The following is a 21,126-nucleotide window of genomic DNA, read 5'->3' as shown; positions in this document are numbered from 1 at the left end:
CTGTCCTTAATGAATTTTGCTGCCCAGGGTCACCACGCCGTCCGCGCGTTCGCGGCCGAGCCAACTGGTCCACCCCAGGCGACAGGCGTTCTGCTCACCGATGCGCAGTTCGCGGATTTCTTCCTGGCGCAGGACCAGGCGAATGTCGTAGTCCAGCGGGTCACGCAGGGTGAACCGCACCAGCGCGCACAGCGGCTGGTAGCCGAAACCGATCGGCAGGAATTCGTGGAAGCGTTGCCAGTCGAGCTGGCGGATATGGATGCGGAACTTGCCGCTGCGGTCGCGCACCCGTTCGCCCAACACCAGGTCCTCGCCGAGCTGGCTGTTGGCGCGGCCCAGGCGGTTGCGTTGCTCTTCGAGAATCTCCACCCGGCGCTCGATGCACTGCTCGATCACCAGGTCCGCATGCTTGAAGTAGTAGCGCAGCACGGCCTCGATCAATGCCGCCGAGTGGGCCCGCAGGCTGAGCAGGCCGAGGTACGGCAGCAGGCGCTTCCAGTTCAGCTCCTTGGCCTTGCGGATGTCCTCGCCGCCGAGGCCGATCAGGGCGAACAGCTGGGCGGAAAACGGGTCGAGCGCACCGCTCTTGAAGCTGGCGCGGTAGCGGTACTTGCGCCAGATCGGCAGCATCAGCCGTTGCAGGCGATGGTGGAACAGGTCGAGGAAGTTGCGGGTCGGGTTGCCGTCTTCGCTGTCGCCCAGGGCCTGCTCGCCGTAGAACGCCGGCAGCGGCGAGCTGGAGCCGAACAGCCCGATCAGGTTGAACCGCAGGCGCGCGCGCATTTGCCCGTGCTCTTCGAAAAACTCCACGCGATCGACATCGCTGCCAGGGAAACCCAGGCTCGGATTGGCCTGAAATTCCAGCTGGTCGTAGAGATCCTCTTCGCTCAGGCCCGGATGGGAATCGCGCAGCCGGTCCACCACCAGCAGCACGGCCTGAAACAGCGAGTACTCGCGAATGACCCGGGTCAGCCCGCTTAAAGCAGGGGCTGTAGACCCATACGTGGTGTCCATTGGTACACCTCTCCCTGTGTACTTTTTACCCGCAGCTCGTGGTACGAGTTGAGACTGGCGTAAAGAGCGAAAAACTCGTTGAGAACCGAGGCGAAGACGAACATGTCGCCCTCACCGATATAGCCTTCCGGATCGATGGTCAGCTCGGTGCGCAAACCGCGCAGCGGCAGGCCCCGATGCAGCCGGTCGACATGCTCGTGGCGGATCGACTTGAGCCCGCCCAACAGGCGCTTGCTGACCTTTTCCAGGTGCTGGTCGTAGTAGCGCGGCAAGTCGTAGGTTTCGAGAATCACCTTGAGCGCATCGACGTTGGCCAGCGACAGATAGTTGAGCGACATGTTGCTGATCAGCTTCCACAGGAAGTCGCGGTTCAGCGGTGGCGCGTAGCTCGAGGTGGCCGGGGTGATATTGCGGAAACTGAGGAACTCCGGGGTTTCCTCGCACGCCTGGTTGATCTCGCCGAGCTTGAGCCGGCGCGGCAGGTTCTGGTTGGTGCAGGTCAGCTCGATGGACAGGGTTTCGTGGGCCTCGGTGTGGCGGATGCCGAAGCTCAGGTAAGTGTCCAGGCCGTCGTGCAGCAGCGAGGAACGCTGGCGGATACTGTAGTGCGGGCGGCTTTGCGGGACGTCGAAACTCGGGTCGTGCTCGAAGGATTCGAACGGCACGTATTCCTGGTAACCCAGGCCGCCGGGCTTCCAGCCGGTCACGGTTTCCACCGAGAACACGCCGCAGTTTTCCAGGTCGTATTCGGCCGGCAGCAGCAGGTACTCGTCCTGCTTGCCGTCGAGGCGGATCGGCAGGGCGTCGTGCTTGAACAGGTTGGCGATCGGCGTGCAGTACAGCTTCACGTTGTCCAGGGTCGGCCGCAGGCGCTGGATGCCGCTCTTGCGAATGTCGAAGCGCACTTCCAGGCCGTGCAGCTGCTTGAGGGTGTCCTCCGGCAGCGATTTGAGCAGGTCCAGGCCGTTCAGGTCGACGAACAGGAACTTGTCCTGGAAGGCGAAATACTCCTGCAGGTAGCGATAGCCGCGGAAGGTGTTCAGCGGATACGGGATCAACGCCTCTTCCTCGGCAAAGCCCACCGGCTGCACGCGGTTGCCGGGCATCTTGAACGACATGGCATTGCCGCTGACACCCGGGAACGGCTTGCCGTCCATGCCCAGCGGCACCAGTTCGATGCCTTCGAGGTTGCGCAGCAGGCTCAGGTAGAGCATCTGGCTGATGTAGCGCTCGCCCGCCAGGTGCAGGCGCAGGCGGCTGAGGTTCAGCTCGCCGAGGTGGCCGTCGCAGCTCATCTCCAGGCGCAGGCTGAGCAGCGCGCCGTCGCCTTTCACCGAGTAGTTCAGCGCCGTCAGGTCCAGCGGCAGAACTTCGGTCGGGTAGCAGGTGCGGAAGCGGCAGCGCACGTCATCGATGGGCTTGCTCTCCACCGGCGTATCACGCTCCACGCGCAGGGCCGGCCCGGACTGCTTCAGCGGGTCGAACTGCAGAATGCTGAACGCCGGCAACGGCCGCATGTAGTTCGGCCACAGCAAGTGCATCAGCGAGTGGCTGAGTTCCGGCAGCTCGTCATCGAGCTTCTGTCGCAGGCGACCGGTGAGAAAGGCGAAACCTTCGAGCAGGCGCTCCACATCCGGGTCCCGCCCGGCCTGGCCCAGGAACGGCGCCAGGGCCGGACTACGCTCGGCGAAACGGCGACCCAGCTGACGCAGCGCGGTGAGTTCGCTTTGGTAGTAGTGGTTAAAGGACACGGGTTACCTGCCTGGTAGTGGATCTCATGAATAAACCGTCCTGTAGAGCGCAACCGTCAGCCCGGAAACCACGTAGCCCACGATGAGGACACACGGAATGAAAACCAGCCAACCCAACATCGGTGCAACGTCACTGGCATCACCGCCAAGCATTTTTCCCAACTGAAAAAGCATCCACGAAGCGGCGTAAAAAGGGATGAACAGCAACGGCCCGAGCCAGACCCGCGCGAGTATTTGTTGCTCGCTCTTGCCACGCAGCAGGCGCATTTCCAGAAGGGCAAAGGCGATGTACGCCACAATGCCCATGGTCGACGCGTAGGTCTCGAACAACTCGACGGTCAAGGGGGTGCCTCTCAGACACTCGTCCAGCAGCATGAGCAGGAGAACGGCCAGCGGAATCCAGAGGGCTGTGACAAGCAAGCGACGGCGGCCAGCACTGAGCATGCGACCCCTCTCTCCCATGATTACTGCGCCCCCGCTTTTTCAGAGGTAATCGCAACGCTGGTCTGTAGATAAAGCGCCTCGCCATCAAACCCGGTGATGGCCGCGGCACTCAGCGGAAAGCCATCTTTGCCGTCGTACCGAATCCAGCCTTCACCCCAGATGTCCCCATTCTCATGCCGGATCTCAACGTAATAATCCGGCGCCTCGGCCTTGGCGATTTCGACGAACACACCACCATCCTCCGCGCCAACCCACAGCGCATTGGGATGAGCGAACAGTTTTGGCGGGGTATCCCGCTGCCAGGTAAACAGCAGCGCAAACAGCAGCAGAATCGCCAGCAAGCCGACTGAGCAAAGGAATGCGTTGAGCAACCTGAACGCCTTACCCTTCATCGAGGGTGCAGCAATGGCTGGCATTGGCCCGTTAGAACAATTCACGGGACACCCATTGATTGCAGCGACAAGGTTGGAATTTAGAAAATTTCATAAACAACCCAATCGCCGAACCGGCTCAAACTCACCACAATGAGCGCAAACAAAATAAACGGCTCGAACCCACCCCTGAGATCTCGAAACCTGACCAAACGAACTGCACTTTTTACAAAATAATAAAGACCGACAACTATCATCGGAAGATAAAGAAAAATACAAACCACGAAAAAAAATGTATACCCCGCCTGAGGGAGCGATAAGCCCATAAAGTCGACACTAACCCCCCACGGGGCTTTGGGATCGATAAAGCTCAAAGACAGCATGACAAGAGAAATGAAGATAACGAAATATCGCATCACTTTATCGAAGCCCTTCGTCATAAAGCCGCTTTGCAAGTTCCCGATGCCTTAATTGACCGTCTGCATCATCCCCTGAATAGTAAAAGTGTCCTTGGTTAGTCCCTGACATCTGCCCCGCAAGCTCGGGTGCAACGCCAACCAATTCGGCATCCGTCATCCCGGCATAAATCGGATCGCCCTTATCCGCCAGGTCAATAATTATTGTCTTGATTATTTTCGGATGCCCGGTTACCGCATCCTTCAAGTCCTGATTGATCGGTGCACCGATCAGAACCAAGTGATCGACGATAATATCCTTGCGCGCATGATACATAGCGCTACGCGCCGCAATTACCGCCCCCCATGAGTACCCGACAATATTGAACTGCCCGGAAGTCGGAATCTTCTTTGATATGCCAATGGCAGCAAGGGAAAAATCCGCAGGTTGGCTTTCTATAACCGGCATAGTGCTTTTAACAGCGACCAAACCATACAAATCGGTTCTTTCTTTTACAACGCCCACCTGATCATATTCAAACTCTGCCGGCCGACTACTGTCCTGATTATAAAAAATAACCGACGATGCGTCGGCGAGCATATCAATCATTGGATGGACATACTCATCGGCCCCAGTGATCAGGGATGAATAGTTTCCGTAGACAGCGTTAGCAATGCCGGTCTCGGTAAATGCGTTGATCATATCGGCGTTATAACCACCAATCATCCCAGCGCCACCCAAAAATACGGTCAGCCCTTGCTCAACTACAACCGGCTTGGGCACAAGTTCTTTGGTAGGGGAACTCTGCACCGTAGCGACTTTTTTGAAAGTACCACTTGAAGTGTTGATGGTATCAGTGGCCATTCATCAGCTTCCCGCGGCTACGTAGACTTCGACTTTCTCTGCTCGCTCATGTCGAGCAAGCCGATGAGTAAGCCCTGCATCGTTGGTAATCCCTTCTTCCTGCGAGCCATCTTCGCGAACAAGCAGATATCGGCGATTGGCAATCGGAGCTCCCGCCTCATCTGTCAGCGCAAACTGCTCATCAAATCCAGGAATAGTCAGCGGTAATGGAGGAGCAAACGACGCCGCCGAGTGGGAATTCCCGATAATCACCGTCCCCGACCCACCGATAACGATATTTCCATGAGTCCCGACCGAATCAACCGTGGCCGCCGGCTTGCCGTTGATCAGCACCGTGGTCGCCAGGCCGCCGGACATCGCTCCGCCACAGGCCGAGGCATCGCCCTGGCGGGCGGCCGCGAGGCCATCGAAGAACACATCGCCGGAACCGGCGGCGATCGGGTTGGTTGCGTGGCCGGGGAGCGGGCAGGCGGTGGGGTCGCTGACGCGTGCTGCGGGTTTACCTGACATCCTCGTCTCCTTAACTGACCTTGACCTGACCGCTGCCATCCAGGCGCGCGGAAAAACTGACCTGGCGCTTGAACCCGTCCACCTCAAGCAGGCCTTCGATACTGAAAGCCAGCTTGAGCTGGTCGTGATCACGCGGCAGGGAAACGACACGCACGTTGCTCAGACGCGGCTCGTAGGCTTCGATGAAGCTTTCGATGGCCAGGCGGGCCTGGCTCAGGGCGTCGTGCAGGCTCAGGCGCATGTCGTTGAGATCGGGCAACCCGTAATCGGACAGCGTCTGCACGCTGCCCGCACGGGTGCTGAGCATCTTGCCCAGATGGGCAGCCACCGACGCCATGGCGGAAACCTCGCGGCTCCAGCCGACACGTTTGTCGGCCTCGCCACTCAGGCGTTCGAAAAGGCTGCCGTATCCGGTCATGACCTAGCTCCTGGTTACTCTTTGTCCAGCTTGCCAACCAGCGACAGGGTGAAATCGGCCCCCATGTACTTGAAGTGCGGACGCACGTTCAGGCTGACGCGGTACCAGCCCGGCTCACCTTCCACATCGCTGACGATGATCTGCGCGGCGCGCAGCGGACGACGGCCACGCACTTCGGCGCTCGGGTTTTCCTGGTCGGCGACGTACTGGCGGATCCACTTGTTGAGTTCCAGCTCGAGGTCGGTACGTTCTTTCCACGAACCGAGTTGCTCGCGCTGCAGCACTTTGAGGTAGTGAGCCAGGCGGTTGACGATCATCATGTACGGCAGCTGGGTGCCGAGCTTGTAGTTCAGCTCCGCGGCCTTGCCTTCGGCGCTGATGCCGAAGAACTTCGGCTTCTGCACCGAGCTTGCGGAGAAGAACGCCGCGTTGTCGCTGCCTTTGCGCATGGTCAGGGAAATGAAGCCTTCCTCGGCCAGTTCGTATTCACGGCGGTCGCTGACCAGTACCTCGGTAGGGATCTTGGTTTCGATTTCGCCCATGCTTTCGAAGTGGTGCAGCGGCAGGTCTTCCACCGCGCCACCGCTCTGCGGGCCGATGATGTTCGGGCACCAGCGGAACTTGGCGAAGCTGTCGGTCAGCTTGGTACCGAAGGCGTACGCGGTGTTGCCCCACAGGTAATGCTCGTGGCTGTTGGCAACGGTTTCCTTGTAGACGAAGGACTTGACCGGGTTCTCTTCCGGATCGTACGGGTTGCGCAGCAAGAAGCGCGGTACGGTCAGGCCGATGTAGCGCGAGTCTTCCGACTGGCGGAAGCTCTGCCATTTGGCGAATTGAGGGCCTTCGAAGTGATCCTTCAGATCCTTCAGATCCGGCAGACCGGTGAAGCTTTCCAGACCGAAGAATTTCGGACCAGCCGCGGCGATGAACGGCGCGTGGGACATGCAGGCAACGCTGGACACGTACTGCATCAGCTTCACGTCAGGCGAGCTTGGCGACATGAAGTAGTTGGCGATGATCGCGCCCACCGGCTGGCCACCGAACTGGCCGTATTCAGCGGTGTAGATGTGCTTGTACAGGCCAGCCTGCATCACTTCCGGCGAATCTTCGAAGTCGTCCAGCAGGTCCTGCTTGGAGACGTTGAGGATTTCGATCTTGATGTTTTCGCGGAAGTTGGTGCGGTCGACCAGCAACTGCAGGCCACGCCAGGCCGATTCCAGGGACTGGAAGTCTTCGTGGTGGAGGATTTCGTCCATCTGGCGGCTGAGCTTGGCATCGATCTCGGCGATCATGCGGTCAACCATGGCCTTCTTGACTGGCTCGCCATCGTTCTGAGGCTTGAGCAGCTCTTCGATGAAGGCCGACACGCCGCGCTTGGCGATGTCGTAGGCTTCGTCGTCCGGAGTCAGGCGGGTTTCGGCGATGATGCTGTCGAGAATGCTGTACTCGCCGTTCTCGTTGCTTTTCTGTTGTGCTGCACTAGTGCTCATAGTGTTTGGCTTCCTTGACTGATAGAGACTCAGGCTTCGGTGGCTGCGGCGTTCAGGCCCAGCTCACCGAGTACACGACCGCGCGATTCGTCGTCAGCGAGTACGCCTTCGATGGCTTTACGGAATGCAGGGGCGTTACCCAGCGGACCCTTGAGGGCCACCAGCGCGTCGCGCAGTTCCATCAGTTTTTTCAGCTCAGGCACTTGCTCGACCAGGCTGGCCGGGTTGAAGTCCTTCATCGAGTTGACGCGCAGCTTGACCGCCAGCTCTTCGGTGTCGCCCTCTTCCTGAAGACGGTTAGGCACGCTCAGCGTCAGGCTCAGCTCCTGCTTGGCCAGCACTTCGTCGAACGTCATTTTGTCGATGCTGATCGGCTTGCGGTCTTCCACTTTGCGCTCGTCCACGCGCTGGGTGTAATCACCGATTGCCAGTAGCTTCAACGGCAGTTCAATCTCTTCCTGAGCACCGCCGGTGGCGGGTTTGAAGGTGACGTTGATGCGTTCCTTGGGGGCTACCGAGCCTTCTTTGGCCATGGCTTTTCTCCTTGCGGTTGTTGGCCCTGGGGCCTATTCGAGTACCACTTCGAGGTCGAGGTGGCACAGCCTGCGATAAATCTCTTCCTTGCGTTCTCGCACTGCGTGGTTCTGCGGCAACAACTCACAGCAGCTATGCAGGAGGTGCAGCACTTCCAACGCAAGATCCGGCTCCCAGGCATGCAGGCCCGAGCTCAGTAATTCTTGATCGAGGGTTTCGAGCTGGGTCTTGGCCAGCTCGTATTTCTTGGCCATGAAGCACAGCCGCGCCAGGCTGAACTGCCAGAAAAATCTCACCCGCCCGCCATGGGCGTTCTGCAGGCCTTGCTTGAGGACCTGCACGGCGGCCTTGAGGCCGTCCTTGCGCAGGATCGGCAAGACCTCTTCGAGGGCTTCTTCCCAGGCTGGCTGGCTGGCGGTCGCTTCGACCTTGCGCGGCGCGCTGGCGCTTTGCAGATGGGGCATGACATGGGCGCTGATCCAGCCGCGGGTGGCCGGGTCGGCGAAAGGCGCGCCGTCGTGGAAACGCAACTCGACCACCCCCGGCAGGCGCTGCAACAGGAGCGCGAAGTGAAACTCCACTTCGCGCATCGCCTGGTCGGCGTTCAGCCCCTGCAGGCATTCCCAGACCATGCGCTGGCCGTCGAACCAGAACGGCGCCCTGGCCAGGCTGGCTTCGAGCTCCACCAACAGGTCGGCGTATTGCCCATTGGCAAAACGCTCCTGGTAGGTCTTGAGCTTGTCGGCCGGCAGCCCACGCAACGCAGTGATCTGCTCGGCGTTGCGCTCCGGGACGGCATCGATGGGCAACCACAGCATGGTGCGGTTCAGGCGCAGGGCGCGTACGTCAGTGGCCTTCTGCTTGAGCCACCAGGCGCTCAGTGGACGGGCGTTTTCCTGCATCGCACGCAGGGCCTTCTGCGCTTCCTTCTCGTTGTCGATCGGCGCGCCAGGCGTGAACAGCTGGGTCGCGGCCTGCTTGACCTGGGCCACCACCGCGCCCACGGCGCCGGGTTCTGGCTGGTTGTCGGCGGCGCGCTGGACCATGGTCGACAGCCGCCGGCAGATCGGCAGCAGCAAGGGCGCGTTGTCACCCAGATGCTCGGTGAGCGCGGCATCGAGCCCTTCCAGGTGTTCCACCAGGCGGCGGAACAGCGGCAGTTGCTCCTTGATCGCGATGTTTTCGCCCAGCACCTGCTCAAGACGCGGCACCAGCCAGCCGACGGCGGCAGCCCGGGTACGCAGCTTGGCGGGGTGGATCTGCGCCCAATGCTGTTCGCACAGGTGCTGCAGAAGACCAAGGCCGGCCAGCAGGCCGGGGAAGGATTCACGCTGATACAAGGCCCAGGTGAGCCAGGCGGCCACCCGCAGATCCTTGGACTGGGTACGCAGCAGCGCTTCACTGTTTTCGAGGATTTTCAGCCAGTCGATCTGACCGCTTTCGTGCATGGATTGGGCTTTGCCCAGCTCACTTTCCAGTGCCTCGTATTCGCTGGAGAAGCGAACGTCCTCGCCCGCAAAACTCTCTTTGGAAACAGAGGCTTTGGCGAGTTCGAGGTAATGGGCAGAAAGTTTACTTGAGTAGGACATCCATGGCCTTTTTCGAGATTACGGTCTATACGCCCGCGAGACATTTTTCGCGTGCTTGACAGTATCAAAGAGCGTACTCATCCAATTGAGCCTGCTCTTTCAAGAGCGCGCATCGTAATCAGTATGATGGCCACTAGCAAGCATCCCCTCAAACAACAAGACGAACTGTCATCGGCTGTTCGTAAGAGATTGCCTTATATATGGCAGGGTTTCCCCCTAGACAACCAGTTGAATCCCTATTCCAACCAGCAACGCCAGAAGCCGCGGGCCAGAGCCTTGCGCGATATAAACCAGAGAGCGATTCAATGATTAAGGGGTAATGTCAGGCAGAATCGAAAGTGCCGGGTACGGAAATAAATCCTAATTCTGAACTTTTATGAAAGAGTGCAGCCGCGGATGCCCCTAACTTTGTAAAGTGCCACTAATATGATGGCACTCAAGACGATAGTTTGCCATCAAACAGTCTGTATGTTTTTTGAGCAATACAGATGTAGTTCCTCGCGAAACTTGCTGCATGCATTCCCGTTCTTTATATGCCGAACAACCATCCATAAAAAATGGGCATCCGAATTATCGGTTTGCCCATTTTTCAATACGGTTCTCCCTGCTATCGAGGGAGTTCGCAACAGTTATGGATTGACGCTGTCTTTCAGCGATTTGCCTGGCTTGAAGGCTACGGTGTTGCTGGCCTTGATCTTCACCGGCTCACCGGTTTGCGGGTTCTTGCCGGTACGGGCGCCACGGTGACGCTGCAGGAAGGTTCCAAAACCTACCAGGGTGACCCTGTCTTTGCGATGCAGGGCGCCAGTGATTTCTTCGAGAACGGCATTGAGAACGCGGTTGGCTTGTTCTTTGGTCAGATCCGCTTTTTCAGCAATTGCAGCGGCGAGTTCTGGTTTACGCATAGTGAAGCCTCTTTGACGGTTTTTTGTTGTTATGTCCGTGCTGTTCTTCCGGAACAGCGCCCAAGGCGCCGCAGGCTCTACTCTGCGGCAGACGGGTGTGAGGATGGCACGCAGTTAGGAGTGGCGCCAGTCTCTGCGCAACCTTTGTAGTGGCAAACACATGATTATTCCGACAGAACGACCGGTATTTAGGCCAACAAGCCGGGAAGCTCTTTGTTCAGGGCCAGTTTGTCCATGACCGCGGCCCCGGTCAGCGCATAGCCCAGCAGTTTGCCGCTGGCATCGCGGCACAGCGCCTTGATGTCGGCGCCCTGCCCTTCGACCGTCCACACGCCCTCCAGGCCGCGTGGCGGTGGCGAAACCACCAGCGGGCAGACCGGGGTTTTCACGGTGATCGGCATCGGGCCGTAGCTGACTGCCGTCGGGTTACCCGCCAGGGTCTGCGCCAGCGCTCGCGCACAACTCATGAGGGGCATGACGTACAACAGATTCAGCCCATCGACCTCGGCGCAGTCGCCCAAGGCATAAATGTTGGCGTGGGACGTCTTGAGATGCCGGTCGACCACCACCCCACGGTTGACCATCACCCCCGCGGCGGCGGCCAGGTCAATGCGCGGACGCAGGCCGATCGCCGACACCACCAGATCGCAGGCAATCACTTCACCGTCGGACAGATGTGCCTCGAGGCCATCCGCCGTGCGCTGCAAGCGATTGAGTACCGGCCCCAGATGGAAGCGCGCGCCCAGGCTTTCCAGCCCGGCCTGCACCGCGGCGGCGGCCGCAGGGTGCAGCAACGTCGGCATGACCTGCTCGCAAGGCGCCACCAGGTCCACTGCATAACCGCCGAGGATCAGGTCGTTGGCGAACTCGCAGCCGATCAGACCGGCGCCCAGCAGCAACACCCGGCGCTTGCCGGCCGCAGCCGCGCGAAAGCGCGCGTAGTCTTCCAGATCGTTGATCGGGAAGATCAGGTCGCCAGCATCACCCTCCACCGGTACGCGCACGGTTTCCGCGCCCCAGGCGAGGATCAGGTCGCGGTAGCTCACCGCTTCTTCGCCAATCCACAGGCGCTTGTGGCCAGGGTCGATGCCGCTGATGCGGGTATGGGTACGCACCTCGGCCTTCAGTTGCTCGGCCATGGCGCCGGGTTCGGCCATGCTCAGGCCGTCGGCTTCCTTGTTCTTGCCAAAACCGGTGGAAAGCATCGGCTTGGAATAGGAACGCCCGTCATCGGCGGTGATCAGCAGCAGCGGCGTTTCGCTATCGAGCTTGCGAAACTCCCGGGCCAGGTTGTAGCCGGCCAGCCCGGTGCCCACGATGACGACAGGTGCGTTCATTCCTTACTCCTTCAGGTTCAGGGGATCACAGGGTGTGATCAGCCGATTTCGATCATTTCGAAATCCATTTTGCCGACGCCGCAATCCGGGCAGAGCCAGTCTTCAGGCACGTCTTCCCAGCGGGTACCGGGCAAGATTCCGTCGTCCGGCCAGCCATCGGCTTCGTTGTAGATCAGGCCGCAGACCACACATTGCCACTTTTTCATTTACGCGTTTCCTCAGGTTCTCAGGCTGTTGCCGGCGGGATGGTCGATGAATCGACTCTGGATGACGCCAGGGGGCGCGTCCGGCCCAGCGCGTTTTGTACTGATGAGCACCGACGGATGCAAGCACGTTCGCTGCGGCCGGCCGCTCCATTGCGGCAAAATCGCCTGGCGCCATGCTAAGCTCGCGGCCTCATTTGCTGCCAATAATGACCCACTGTGCCGCACTCAATCTCTGCATTTTCCACCCCGGACTGGCTCTCGCAAAGCCGGCTGATGCCCCTCCCCGACGCACAGACCCTCGACTGGCTGTTCGATGAAGGTTCGCTGACCCGGCGCCTGACCCGTCTCTCCAACGACGGCTTCAGCGTGACGCCGCTGGTCGAGGGCTGGCAGCCCCTGCGCGCCGACGAATGCGCCGCGCTGGACCTGCAGCCAGGCAGCCAGGGCTGGGTACGCGAGGTGTATCTGCGCGGTCACGGCCAGGCCTGGGTATTCGCCCGCAGCGTGGCGGCCCGCAGTGCCCTGCAGGACGGCGGGCTGAACATGGACGAGTTGGGCAGCCGCTCCCTGGGCGAACTGCTGTTCTGTGACCAGGCCTTTCAGCGCCGCCCCATCGAGGTCTGCCATTACCCACGCCCATGGCTGCCCGACGAGGTGCAGGCCGACGACCTCTGGGCCCGCCGTTCGCGCTTCGATCGCGCAACCCTGAGCGTGCTGGTCGCCGAAATCTTCCTGCCGTCCCTGTGGAACGCCGTCGGCGCCCAGCCGGAGAACCGCTGATGTATCAGAGCCTGCTCAAATCCCTCAACCGCCTGAATCCACGCGCCTGGGACTTTATCCAACTGACCCGCATGGACAAGCCGATCGGCATCTACCTGCTGCTCTGGCCGACCCTCTGGGCCCTGTGGATTGCCGGCGAAGGCTCGCCATCGCTGGCCAATATCGTGATTTTCGTCCTTGGCGTAACCCTCACCCGGGCCGGCGGCTGCGTGATCAACGACTGGGCCGACCGCAAGGTCGACGGCCATGTGAAGCGCACCGAACAGCGCCCGCTGGTCAGCGGCAAAATCAGCTCCAGGGAAGCCCTGGTGTTCTTCGCCGTGCTGATGTTCATCAGCTTCCTGCTGGTGCTGTGCACCAACGCGGTGACCATCTGGCTGTCGCTGGGCGGCCTGGCCCTGGCGGCCAGCTACCCCTTCATGAAGCGTTACACCTATTACCCGCAAGTGGTGCTGGGCGCAGCGTTCTCCTGGGGCATCCCGATGGCCTTTACCGCCGAGACCGGCGAGCTGCCGGCCACCGCCTGGCTGCTGTACATCGCCAACCTGCTGTGGACCGTGGGTTATGACACCTATTACGCAATGACCGACCGCGACGACGACCTGAAGATCGGGGTGAAATCCACCGCGATCCTGTTCGGCGAAGCCGACCGGGTAATCATCCTGACCCTGCAGGGCCTGGCGCTGGTGTGCCTGCTGCTGGCGGGCGCGCGTTTCGAGTTGGGTATCTGGTTCCACCTGGGTTTGCTGGTGGCGGCCGGGTGTTTTGCCTGGGAGTTCTGGTACACCCGCGATCGCGACCGGATGAAGTGCTTCAAGGCCTTCCTGCATAACCACTGGGCGGGGTTGGCGATTTTCCTGGGGATAGTCGTGGATTACGCCGTTCGCTGAAGATCGTTATCGCGGGCCAGCCTCGCTCCTACGTAGGAGCGAGGTTTGCCCGCGATGAAAGCACCAAGGTCAATCAGGCTTGGCCACTTTCCAGGCGCCATCCATCTTGCCGTCGCCGGTCATGTCACCGGCTTTCTTGTCCATCACGAAGGTGTACAGCGGCTTGCCGTCGTAGGCCCACTGCATGGAGCCGTCGTCACGCTTGATGACGGTCCACTCGCCCATCGCCTTGTCACCGCTCGCGGCCATCAGCGGCGGCCAGTTGGCGGCGCACTTGTCGTTGCACATGGACTTGCCGCCGCTGTCCTTGGCAAAGGTGTACAAGGTCATGCCCTTGTGGTCGACGAACATACCGTCTTTGGTCATCGCCGGTTCCGCAGCGAACGCCAGCCCCGGCAGGGCCAGCGCAGCGCTCAGCAACAGGGCTTTCCAGGATTGCGTGTGTTGAGTCATGGAAACCTTCTTTGGTGGTTGTCAGGATTCGGACCCAAAGCTTAGTCCACGAATGCAGCCCTCGCACCAGCACCTAAAATACTGTCACACGACTGCAATAATTCCGTTATCTAATGCGGCGCAAGACAGTTAAATGACAAGAGGATTAAGCATGGTTGGCAGGAGCATTCTGATCGTTGACGACGAAGCGCCCATTCGCGAAATGATCGCCGTTGCGTTGGAAATGGCCGGCTACGACTGCCTGGAGGCGGAGAACTCCCAGCAGGCCCATGCCATCATCGTCGACCGCAAGCCCGACCTGATCCTGCTCGACTGGATGCTGCCCGGCACCTCCGGTATCGAGTTGGCCCGGCGCCTGAAACGCGATGAGCTGACCGGTGACATCCCGATCATCATGCTCACCGCCAAGGGCGAAGAGGACAACAAGATCCAGGGCCTGGAGGTCGGCGCCGACGACTACATCACCAAGCCATTCTCCCCTCGCGAGCTGGTCGCGCGCCTCAAGGCCGTGCTGCGCCGCGCTGGCCCGACCGACGGCGAAGCACCGATCGAAGTCGGCGGCCTGCTGCTGGACCCGATCAGCCACCGCGTGACCATCGACGGCAAACCGGCCGAGATGGGTCCGACCGAATACCGCCTGCTGCAATTTTTCATGACCCACCAGGAGCGCGCCTACACCCGCGGCCAGTTGCTGGACCAGGTCTGGGGCGGCAACGTCTATGTCGAAGAGCGTACCGTCGACGTGCATATCCGCCGCCTGCGCAAAGCCTTGGGCGATGCCTACGAGAATCTGGTACAAACCGTGCGCGGCACCGGCTACCGTTTTTCCACCAAGGCTTAACAGCAGCGGCAAGCCTTAAGCTACAAGCGGCAAGCTGGAGCCAATGCCGAGTAGCTTGCAGCTTGAAGCTTGGAGCTGCTTTTCTCCCAGGGATTTTTTGTGAACCAGAACTGGCATGGCACCCTGATTCGCCACATGCTGCTGTTGGTCACCGGCTGCCTGCTGGTGGGCCTGATCAGCGGTTACTACGGCTGGAGCCTGGCCATCGGCCTGGGGATCTACCTGGCCTGGACCCTCAAGCAACTGCTGCGCCTGCACGAATGGCTGCGCCTGCACCAACCCGATGAAGCACCGCCCGATGGCTACGGCCTATGGGGCGAGGTGTTCGACAGCATCTACCACCTGCAACGCCGCGACCAACGGGTGCGCGGGCGCCTGCAAGCGGTGATCGACCGGGTCCAGGAGTCCACCGCGGCGCTGAAAGACGCGGTGATCATGCTCGACAGCGACGGCAACCTGGAATGGTGGAACCGCGCGGCGGAAACCCTGCTGGGCCTGAAGACTCCACAGGACAGCGGCCAGCCGGTGACCAACCTGGTGCGCCATCCGCGCTTCAAGGAATATTTCGAGCAGGACAATTACAACGAGCCGCTGGAAATCCCCTCGCCGACCAATGACCGGGTACGCATCCAGCTGTACATCACCCGCTACGGCAACAACGAACACCTGATGCTGGTGCGCGACGTGACCCGCATCCACCAGCTGGAACAGATGCGCAAAGACTTCATCGCCAACGTCTCCCACGAGCTGCGCACGCCGCTGACGGTGATCTGCGGCTACCTGGAAACCCTGCTCGACAACGTCGAGGAAGTGAATCCGCGCTGGAGCCGCGCCCTGCAGCAGATGCAGCAGCAAGGCGGGCGCATGCAGACCCTGCTCAACGACCTGCTGCTGCTGGCCAAGCTGGAAGCCACCGACTACCCGTCGGACAACCAGCCGGTGCCGATCGACGTGCTGCTGCAGTCGATCAAGAGCGATGCCCAGGCGCTGTCCGGGGAGCGCAACCAGCGCATCACCCTGGAAGCCGACGCGCAGGTCCTGCTCAAGGGCAGCGAGGCGGAACTGCGCAGCGCCTTTTCCAACCTGGTGTTCAACGCCGTGAAATACACCCCGGCCGAGGGCAACATCCGCATCCGCTGGTGGGGCGACGAGCAAGGCGCGCACCTGAGCGTGCAGGATTCGGGGATCGGCATCGACAGCAAGCACTTGCCACGCCTGACCGAACGCTTCTACCGGGTCGACTCCAGCCGCAACTCCAACACCGGCGGCACCGGCCTGGGCCTGGCCATCGTCAAACATGTGCTGCTGCGCCATCGGGCGCGCCTGGAGATCAGCAGCGTACCGGGCCACGGCAGCACTTTTACCTGCCATTTCGCCCCGGCCCAGGTGAAAAGATTGCGTGCCGACACCCTGACCGACCAGCGGTGACAGCCACGCGCCACTAGGCAATCGCCCTGCCAGCCGCTACATTGGCTGGCTTGCGCCTGCCATTGCGCCGCGCATTTCTCTCTTTTTCGAATACACGGAACCCGCAAAACTCCATCATGGACCCTTCCCCTGGTTTTACCCTCGCGTCTCTTTTCGCCGACTTCGGCATGATTCTTTTTGCACTGCTCCTGGTTCTGCTCAACGGCTTTTTCGTAGCCGCCGAGTTCGCCATGGTCAAACTGCGCTCGACCCGGGTCGAGGCCATCGCCCACAAGAACGGCTGGCGCGGGCAGATCCTGCGCACCGTCCACAGCCAGCTGGATGCCTACCTTTCCGCGTGCCAGCTGGGGATCACCCTGGCCTCCCTCGGCCTGGGCTGGGTCGGTGAGCCGGCCTTCGCGCATTTGCTGGCGCCGCTGCTCAGCGCCGTGGGCGTGGATTCGGCGGAAGTGGTCAAGGGCGTGTCGTTCTTTACCGCCTTTTTCATCATTTCCTACCTGCACATCGTGGTCGGCGAGCTGGCGCCCAAGTCCTGGGCCATCCGCAAGCCCGAGTTGCTGTCGCTGTGGACGGCGGTGCCGCTGTACCTGTTCTACTGGCTGATGTACCCGGCGATCTACCTGCTCAACGCCAGCGCCAACACCATCCTGCGCATCGCCGGCCAGGGCGAGCCCGGCCCGCATCACGAGCACCACTACAGCCGCGAAGAACTGAAGCTGATCCTGCACTCCAGCCGGGGCCAGGACCCCAGCGACCAGGGCATGCGCGTACTGGCCTCGGCCGTGGAAATGGGCGAGCTGGAAGTGGTGGACTGGGCCAACTCCCGGGAAGACCTGATCAGCGTGGAATTCAACGCGCCGCTGAAGCAGATCCTCGCCCTGTTCCGCCGCCACAAGTTCAGCCGCTACCCGGTCTACGACAGCGAGCGCAACGAGTTCGTCGGCCTGCTGCACATCAAGGACCTGCTGCTGGAACTGGCGGCGCTGGACCACATCCCCGAATCGTTCAACCTGGCCGAGCTGACCCGCCCGCTGGAGCGCGTTTCCCGGCACATGCCGCTGTCGCAGCTGCTGGAACAGTTCCGTAAAGGCGGTTCGCACTTCGCCCTGGTGGAAGAAGCCGACGGCAAGATCATCGGCTACCTGACCATGGAAGACGTGCTGGAAGTGCTGGTCGGCGATATCCAGGACGAACACCGCAAGGCCGAGCGCGGCATCCTCGCCTACCAGCCCGGCAAGTTGCTGGTGCGCGGCGATACCCCGCTGTTCAAGGTGGAGCGCCTGCTGGGCATCGACCTGGACCATATCGAGGCCGAAACCCTCGCCGGCCTGGTCTACGAGACCCTGAAACGGGTACCGGAAGAAGAAGAGGTCATGGAGGTCGAAGGCCTGCGCATCATCATCAAGAAGATGAAAGGCCCGAAAATCGTCCTGGCCAAGGTGTTGATGCTCGATTGAGCACGGTCTGACACCTCATCGCGAGCAAGCTCACTCCTACAATGAACCGCGTTCATCTGTAGGAGCAGCCGGTCGAGGCTCGATTGCTCGCGATCCCCTCCCCCCGATTATCACCTGCTCCGCCGATCATCCTGTAGCCGCTGCCGAAGGCTGCGATCGACCTGGGCGGCACTCCGACGAAGCGGGCGCAGGCTCTTGAGATCGCTGAAGGCCTTCGGCCTTATCGCAGCCTTCGGCAGCGGCTACATGGCTACTTTTTGCCCAGCGCGAAATTCGGCAGGCTACCGATGGGCTGGTTGAACTGATAGGGAATCGACACCAGCCCCAGCCCCGTATTGCGCTGCACCACGAAGTGCAGGTGCGGGCCGCTGCTGTTGCCGGTGTTGCCCGACAACGCCAGCGGGCTGCCCACCACGACCCGCTGGCCTTCACGCACGCTTACCGAGCCGCGCTTGAGGTGCAGGTACACCCCCATGGTGCCGTCGTTGTGCAACACCCGCACGAAATTGCCGGAAGGGTCGGTGCCGCGCCCGCTCTGGCGGTTCTCGGTCTTCACCACCACCCCGCCACGCGCCGCGATGATCGGCGTGCCCTCGGGCATGGCGATGTCCATGGCATAGCGGCTCTTGGGGCCGAAATGGCTGTACCGGCCGTTGGCGCCCTGGGTCAGGCGAAAGGGGCCGCCACGCCAGGGCAGCGGGTAACGATAAGCTTGGGCGGCGCCTGCAGGGTCGCCCAGGGAGTAACGAAACTGCGGGACATAGATCAGCGGCTTGCCCGCCTGCATGGCCGTGAGCTGTGCCAGGCGCTGTCGGCTGCGGGCCGGCAGTACCCGGCGAATCGGCTGCCTGGGGGCACTGCGGATGTTCTTCAGGCCGGTAAACCCCAGCTCGATCTCCACCGGCGCATACAGGTCGTTACGCACAAAAACGCTGTCCACGCCCCAGCTCTTCTCGACGTCCAGACGCACCTGGCGTTCCAGGTGCTCGACCATGCGATCGCGAAACACGAACACCTGGGCGCCCGGCGACGGACGGTCGCTGTAGGACACCACGCCGTTGGCGTCGGTGGACTTGTAGATGGTCATGGCCATGGCCGAGGTGGCAGCCAGCAACAGACCGCAGGAAAACAGCAGGTGCATGAACATGGGCAAGATTCTGAGGAAAGCCTGAAGTCAGGCTAGCAGCCCGACGTGGACTTTGTATGAATCAACCCTGCACCAGAGGTTCCATTGCCGACGGACTGAAACTGATATCGACCCCCAGGTGCGCGGCGTCGGAGAGGTTGACCAGCGCATCCAGGGAAAACTTGTTGATCTTGCCGCTGAGCACGTCGTTGAGCCGCGGCTGGGTGATATTGAGCCGACTGGCGGCCTCCTTCTGCGAAACACCCCAGGCCTTGATGGTCTTGCCCAGCTCCAGCATGAGCTTGGAGCGCAGGCGCATATTGGCGGCTTCCTGGGGCGAACCTTCGAGCGCGTCCCAGACACTGGCGAAACGCTCGGTATGCATGTGATCGGTCATGGCGTGCACTTATCTCCTGAAGTCTGGCCCGAGCCAGCTCGATGTCCCGCGCTTCGGTCTTGCGGGTGGTCTTGCGCATGGCGTGCAGCACATAAATGGCCGCGGGCCGGTTGGCCACGTAAAACACCCGAAACGCTCCTGAATCCTCACTGATCCTGATCTCGAACACCCCCGGCCCCACGGTTTTCATCGACCGGCAGTCATAGGGCGGCTCGCCCTGCTGCAACAGATCCAGCTGAAAACCCGCGGCCCTTCGCGCATCCAGCGGAAAAGCCCGGAGGTCCCGGAGCGCGCTCCCGACAAACACCACATCCTTGTGCCTAGGCATCGAACCTCTCCCGTTACTGACCCCAGAGAGGTTAAACAACCCGACCGCCACAGCGCGCGACCGGGTTGTTTCAAAGCGTGGCCAGGCACAAGAAAAGCCAAAAGCACAGATCACAACCTATATCAGTACAGATATAAATCAACCTGAAAAACAGAGAATCGGACACACGGCATCAAACCACTGCCCCCTCCCCCAACGCCTTGCACTGCGCCGCCTGCAACACATCACAACCATCATCCAGCAACAGATACAGCGCCTGAGTGACACGCCCCAGATCACCCTCGTCAGCGTGCAAAAGCGTGGTACAGGAAAGTGTTTGCAGCAGGTTTCGCGCCACATTCAAACGCAGACTGGCACTGGTATGGGGATGTTGTCGCCGAAGGGAGCACAAGGTTTTGAGATCGCTGAAGGCCTTCGGCCTTATCGCAGCCTGCGGCAGCGGCTACAGGGTCGGGGTCAGCCGTCCGGAAAGTGCGCCGTCAGGACGGACGTCATCGCGGGCAAGCCTCGCTCCTACAGAGGCGTGGCTACCCGCGAAACAGGGGGCAGGAACCCGTCAGGCGCCGGGGACGAAGTGCTTCTGCGCCGTGCCGCGGGCGATCAGGCGGGAGATGTAGTCGAGCTTCTGCGCATCCTGGTCGACGAAGCGGAAGGTCAGTTGCAACCACTCGCTGTCCGGCTTCGGCTCATAGGCCACCACCGCATGCAGGTAGCCGTTCAGGCGCGCCACTTCGGCATTGTCGCCCTGCTCCAGGTCCAGCACGGCGCTGTCGAGCACCTGCGGCAGCGTATCGGTGCGCTTCACCACCAACAGCGCCTCCTTGATGCTCAGCGCCTTGATCACGCATTGCTGAGTACCGCTGGGCAGGCGCAACTGCCCCTGGCCACGACCACCAGCAGACGCGGCGGCGGCAGGAGCCGGCGCCTTCACCGGCGGACTGTTGAGCAACCCACGAGACGGGGCTGCGGCGGGAGCAGGAGCGGACACCACGGCAGGTTTGGCAAACGGATTGACCGCCGCAGCCGTCGGCGCGGCGCCGATGACTTCGGCCTTGCCGCCGGTCAGGGCACTCAGGGAGTCATTGCCGAACGCCGAGTTCATCTTGGTCGGCGCGCTGTTCATCAAGGTGTCGAGCTTGCCGACCTTGTTCAGCGCCTGTTTGACCTTGGTCAGCAGTTGCTCGTTGGTGAACGGCTTGCTGACGTAGCCGGAGACGCCGGCCTGGATCGCCTGCACCACGTTCTCCTTGTCGCCGCGACTGGTGACCATGATGAACGGCATGGCCTTCATCGCCTCCTGGCCGCGGCACCAGGTCAGCAGCTCCAGGCCGGACATTTCCGGCATTTCCCAGTCGCACAGGACCAGGTCGAAGGCTTCACGGGCCAGCAGGGCCTGGGCTTTACGGCCGTTGATGGCGTCCTCGATCTTGATGCCAGGGAAGTAGTTGCGCAGACATTTCTTCACCAGGTCACGAATGAACGAAGCGTCATCCACCACCAACACACTTACCTTACTCATCGACCACCCCTTTAAAAATCCCGGCTAGCATAACGCTTTACTGATGGCACTTTGCCAAAACTCTTCAGTCACGCCGGG

General features: G+C 61.1%; 22 protein-coding genes and 1 pseudogene. 5 read left to right on the top strand and 18 right to left on the bottom strand.

Annotated elements, in window-relative coordinates:
- Positions 1-6: 6 nt before the first annotated feature.
- The 13 genes from tssG to J4E58_RS08825 form a co-directional block, all read right to left on the bottom strand.
- Positions 7-1,014: a type VI secretion system baseplate subunit TssG gene (tssG, locus tag J4E58_RS08885; protein ID WP_087087505.1), complete on the bottom strand. Its 1,008-nt coding sequence runs from the start codon at positions 1,012-1,014 to the stop codon at positions 7-9.
- Positions 978-2,765, bottom strand: coding sequence for a type VI secretion system baseplate subunit TssF (gene tssF, locus J4E58_RS08880; protein ID WP_007930278.1), 1,788 nt, complete (start codon positions 2,763-2,765; stop codon positions 978-980). The genes tssG and tssF overlap by 37 nt, the downstream gene beginning before the upstream one ends.
- Positions 2,766-2,789: 24 nt before the next feature.
- Positions 2,790-3,209, bottom strand: a complete 420-nt coding sequence (locus J4E58_RS08875; protein ID WP_143481859.1) for a hypothetical protein — start codon at positions 3,207-3,209, stop codon at positions 2,790-2,792.
- A 20-nt stretch (positions 3,210-3,229) separates the two neighbouring features.
- Positions 3,230-3,580 carry a hypothetical protein gene (locus J4E58_RS08870; RefSeq protein ID WP_256583122.1) on the bottom strand — a complete coding sequence of 117 codons (351 nt, stop codon included), beginning with the start codon at positions 3,578-3,580 and terminating at the stop codon, positions 3,230-3,232.
- A 420-nt stretch (positions 3,581-4,000) separates the two neighbouring features.
- The gene (locus tag J4E58_RS08865; protein WP_087087497.1) at positions 4,001-4,840 is read right to left on the bottom strand and encodes a hypothetical protein; all 840 of its coding nucleotides are present in this window, start codon (positions 4,838-4,840) and stop codon (positions 4,001-4,003) included.
- A gap of 3 nt (positions 4,841-4,843) precedes the next feature.
- The gene (locus tag J4E58_RS08860; protein ID WP_087087495.1) at positions 4,844-5,350 is read right to left on the bottom strand and encodes a PAAR domain-containing protein; all 507 of its coding nucleotides are present in this window, start codon (positions 5,348-5,350) and stop codon (positions 4,844-4,846) included.
- Positions 5,351-5,360: 10 nt separating this feature from the next.
- Positions 5,361-5,768 carry a type VI secretion system baseplate subunit TssE gene (gene tssE / locus J4E58_RS08855; RefSeq protein ID WP_087087493.1) on the bottom strand — a complete coding sequence of 136 codons (408 nt, stop codon included), beginning with the start codon at positions 5,766-5,768 and terminating at the stop codon, positions 5,361-5,363.
- Between the two features lie 14 nt (positions 5,769-5,782).
- Positions 5,783-7,258 (bottom strand): type VI secretion system contractile sheath large subunit, encoded by a 1,476-nt coding sequence (tssC, locus tag J4E58_RS08850; RefSeq protein WP_007930285.1) that lies wholly within the window; start codon positions 7,256-7,258, stop codon positions 5,783-5,785.
- 29 nt (positions 7,259-7,287) lie between these two features.
- Positions 7,288-7,791 carry a type VI secretion system contractile sheath small subunit gene (gene tssB, locus J4E58_RS08845; protein WP_007930286.1) on the bottom strand — a complete coding sequence of 168 codons (504 nt, stop codon included), beginning with the start codon at positions 7,789-7,791 and terminating at the stop codon, positions 7,288-7,290.
- Between the two features lie 33 nt (positions 7,792-7,824).
- Positions 7,825-9,381 carry a type VI secretion system protein TssA gene (gene tssA, locus J4E58_RS08840; RefSeq protein ID WP_087087491.1) on the bottom strand — a complete coding sequence of 519 codons (1,557 nt, stop codon included), beginning with the start codon at positions 9,379-9,381 and terminating at the stop codon, positions 7,825-7,827.
- Positions 9,382-10,010: 629 nt separating this feature from the next.
- A complete protein-coding gene (locus J4E58_RS08835) occupies positions 10,011-10,286 on the bottom strand; it encodes an HU family DNA-binding protein (RefSeq protein WP_087087488.1) in 276 nt (91 codons plus the stop codon).
- Between the two features lie 188 nt (positions 10,287-10,474).
- A complete protein-coding gene (locus J4E58_RS08830) occupies positions 10,475-11,623 on the bottom strand; it encodes an NAD(P)/FAD-dependent oxidoreductase (RefSeq protein ID WP_087087486.1) in 1,149 nt (382 codons plus the stop codon).
- Positions 11,624-11,661: 38 nt separating this feature from the next.
- On the bottom strand, positions 11,662-11,829 hold the full coding sequence (locus J4E58_RS08825; RefSeq protein ID WP_007930291.1) for a rubredoxin: 168 nt from the start codon (positions 11,827-11,829) through the stop codon (positions 11,662-11,664).
- 273 nt (positions 11,830-12,102) lie between these two features.
- On the opposite strand from J4E58_RS08825, the gene J4E58_RS08820 reads away from it, so the two are divergent.
- Positions 12,103-12,609, top strand: coding sequence for a chorismate lyase (locus J4E58_RS08820; RefSeq protein WP_219735271.1), 507 nt, complete (start codon positions 12,103-12,105; stop codon positions 12,607-12,609).
- Entirely contained in the window at positions 12,609-13,499 is an 891-nt protein-coding gene (gene ubiA, locus J4E58_RS08815; RefSeq protein ID WP_087087482.1) for a 4-hydroxybenzoate octaprenyltransferase, read from the top strand. The genes J4E58_RS08820 and ubiA overlap by 1 nt, the downstream gene beginning before the upstream one ends.
- Before the next feature lie 69 nt (positions 13,500-13,568).
- On the opposite strand, the gene J4E58_RS08810 is transcribed toward ubiA, so the two are convergent.
- Entirely contained in the window at positions 13,569-13,952 is a 384-nt protein-coding gene (locus J4E58_RS08810; protein ID WP_007930297.1) for a hypothetical protein, read from the bottom strand.
- 151 nt (positions 13,953-14,103) lie between these two features.
- On the opposite strand from J4E58_RS08810, the gene phoB reads away from it, so the two are divergent.
- The 3 genes from phoB (at position 14,104) to J4E58_RS08795 (ending at position 17,678) form a co-directional block, all read left to right on the top strand.
- Complete coding sequence (gene phoB, locus J4E58_RS08805) at positions 14,104-14,793, top strand: phosphate regulon transcriptional regulator PhoB (protein ID WP_007896474.1); 690 nt, start codon at positions 14,104-14,106, stop codon at positions 14,791-14,793.
- Positions 14,794-14,928: 135 nt separating this feature from the next.
- The gene (phoR, locus tag J4E58_RS08800) at positions 14,929-16,221 is read left to right on the top strand and encodes a phosphate regulon sensor histidine kinase PhoR (protein WP_219735273.1); all 1,293 of its coding nucleotides are present in this window, start codon (positions 14,929-14,931) and stop codon (positions 16,219-16,221) included.
- 116 nt (positions 16,222-16,337) lie between these two features.
- On the top strand, positions 16,338-17,678 hold the full coding sequence (locus tag J4E58_RS08795; protein ID WP_007930300.1) for a hemolysin family protein: 1,341 nt from the start codon (positions 16,338-16,340) through the stop codon (positions 17,676-17,678).
- 250 nt (positions 17,679-17,928) lie between these two features.
- Here the strand turns inward: J4E58_RS08795 and J4E58_RS08790 are convergent, their stop codons facing one another.
- The 4 genes and pseudogenes from J4E58_RS08790 to J4E58_RS08775 all read right to left on the bottom strand — a co-directional run bounded on the left by J4E58_RS08790 (position 17,929) and on the right by J4E58_RS08775 (position 21,048).
- Complete coding sequence (locus tag J4E58_RS08790) at positions 17,929-18,825, bottom strand: peptidoglycan DD-metalloendopeptidase family protein (RefSeq protein WP_007928535.1); 897 nt, start codon at positions 18,823-18,825, stop codon at positions 17,929-17,931.
- 61 nt (positions 18,826-18,886) lie between these two features.
- Positions 18,887-19,201 (bottom strand): helix-turn-helix domain-containing protein, encoded by a 315-nt coding sequence (locus J4E58_RS08785; protein WP_172962998.1) that lies wholly within the window; start codon positions 19,199-19,201, stop codon positions 18,887-18,889.
- A 7-nt stretch (positions 19,202-19,208) separates the two neighbouring features.
- A pseudogene (locus J4E58_RS08780) lies at positions 19,209-19,529 on the bottom strand (type II toxin-antitoxin system RelE/ParE family toxin); the annotation flags it as partial.
- A 556-nt stretch (positions 19,530-20,085) separates the two neighbouring features.
- Positions 20,086-21,048, bottom strand: coding sequence for a response regulator (locus J4E58_RS08775; protein ID WP_087087478.1), 963 nt, complete (start codon positions 21,046-21,048; stop codon positions 20,086-20,088).
- Between the last annotated feature and the right edge of the window lie 78 nt (positions 21,049-21,126).

It is taken from the genome of Pseudomonas sp. FW305-25 (assembly GCF_017351415.1).
Classification (GTDB): domain Bacteria; phylum Pseudomonadota; class Gammaproteobacteria; order Pseudomonadales; family Pseudomonadaceae; genus Aquipseudomonas; species Aquipseudomonas chlororaphis.
Note: the sequence above shows the minus strand (reverse complement) of the source record. Positions and strands in the feature narration are given on the sequence as shown.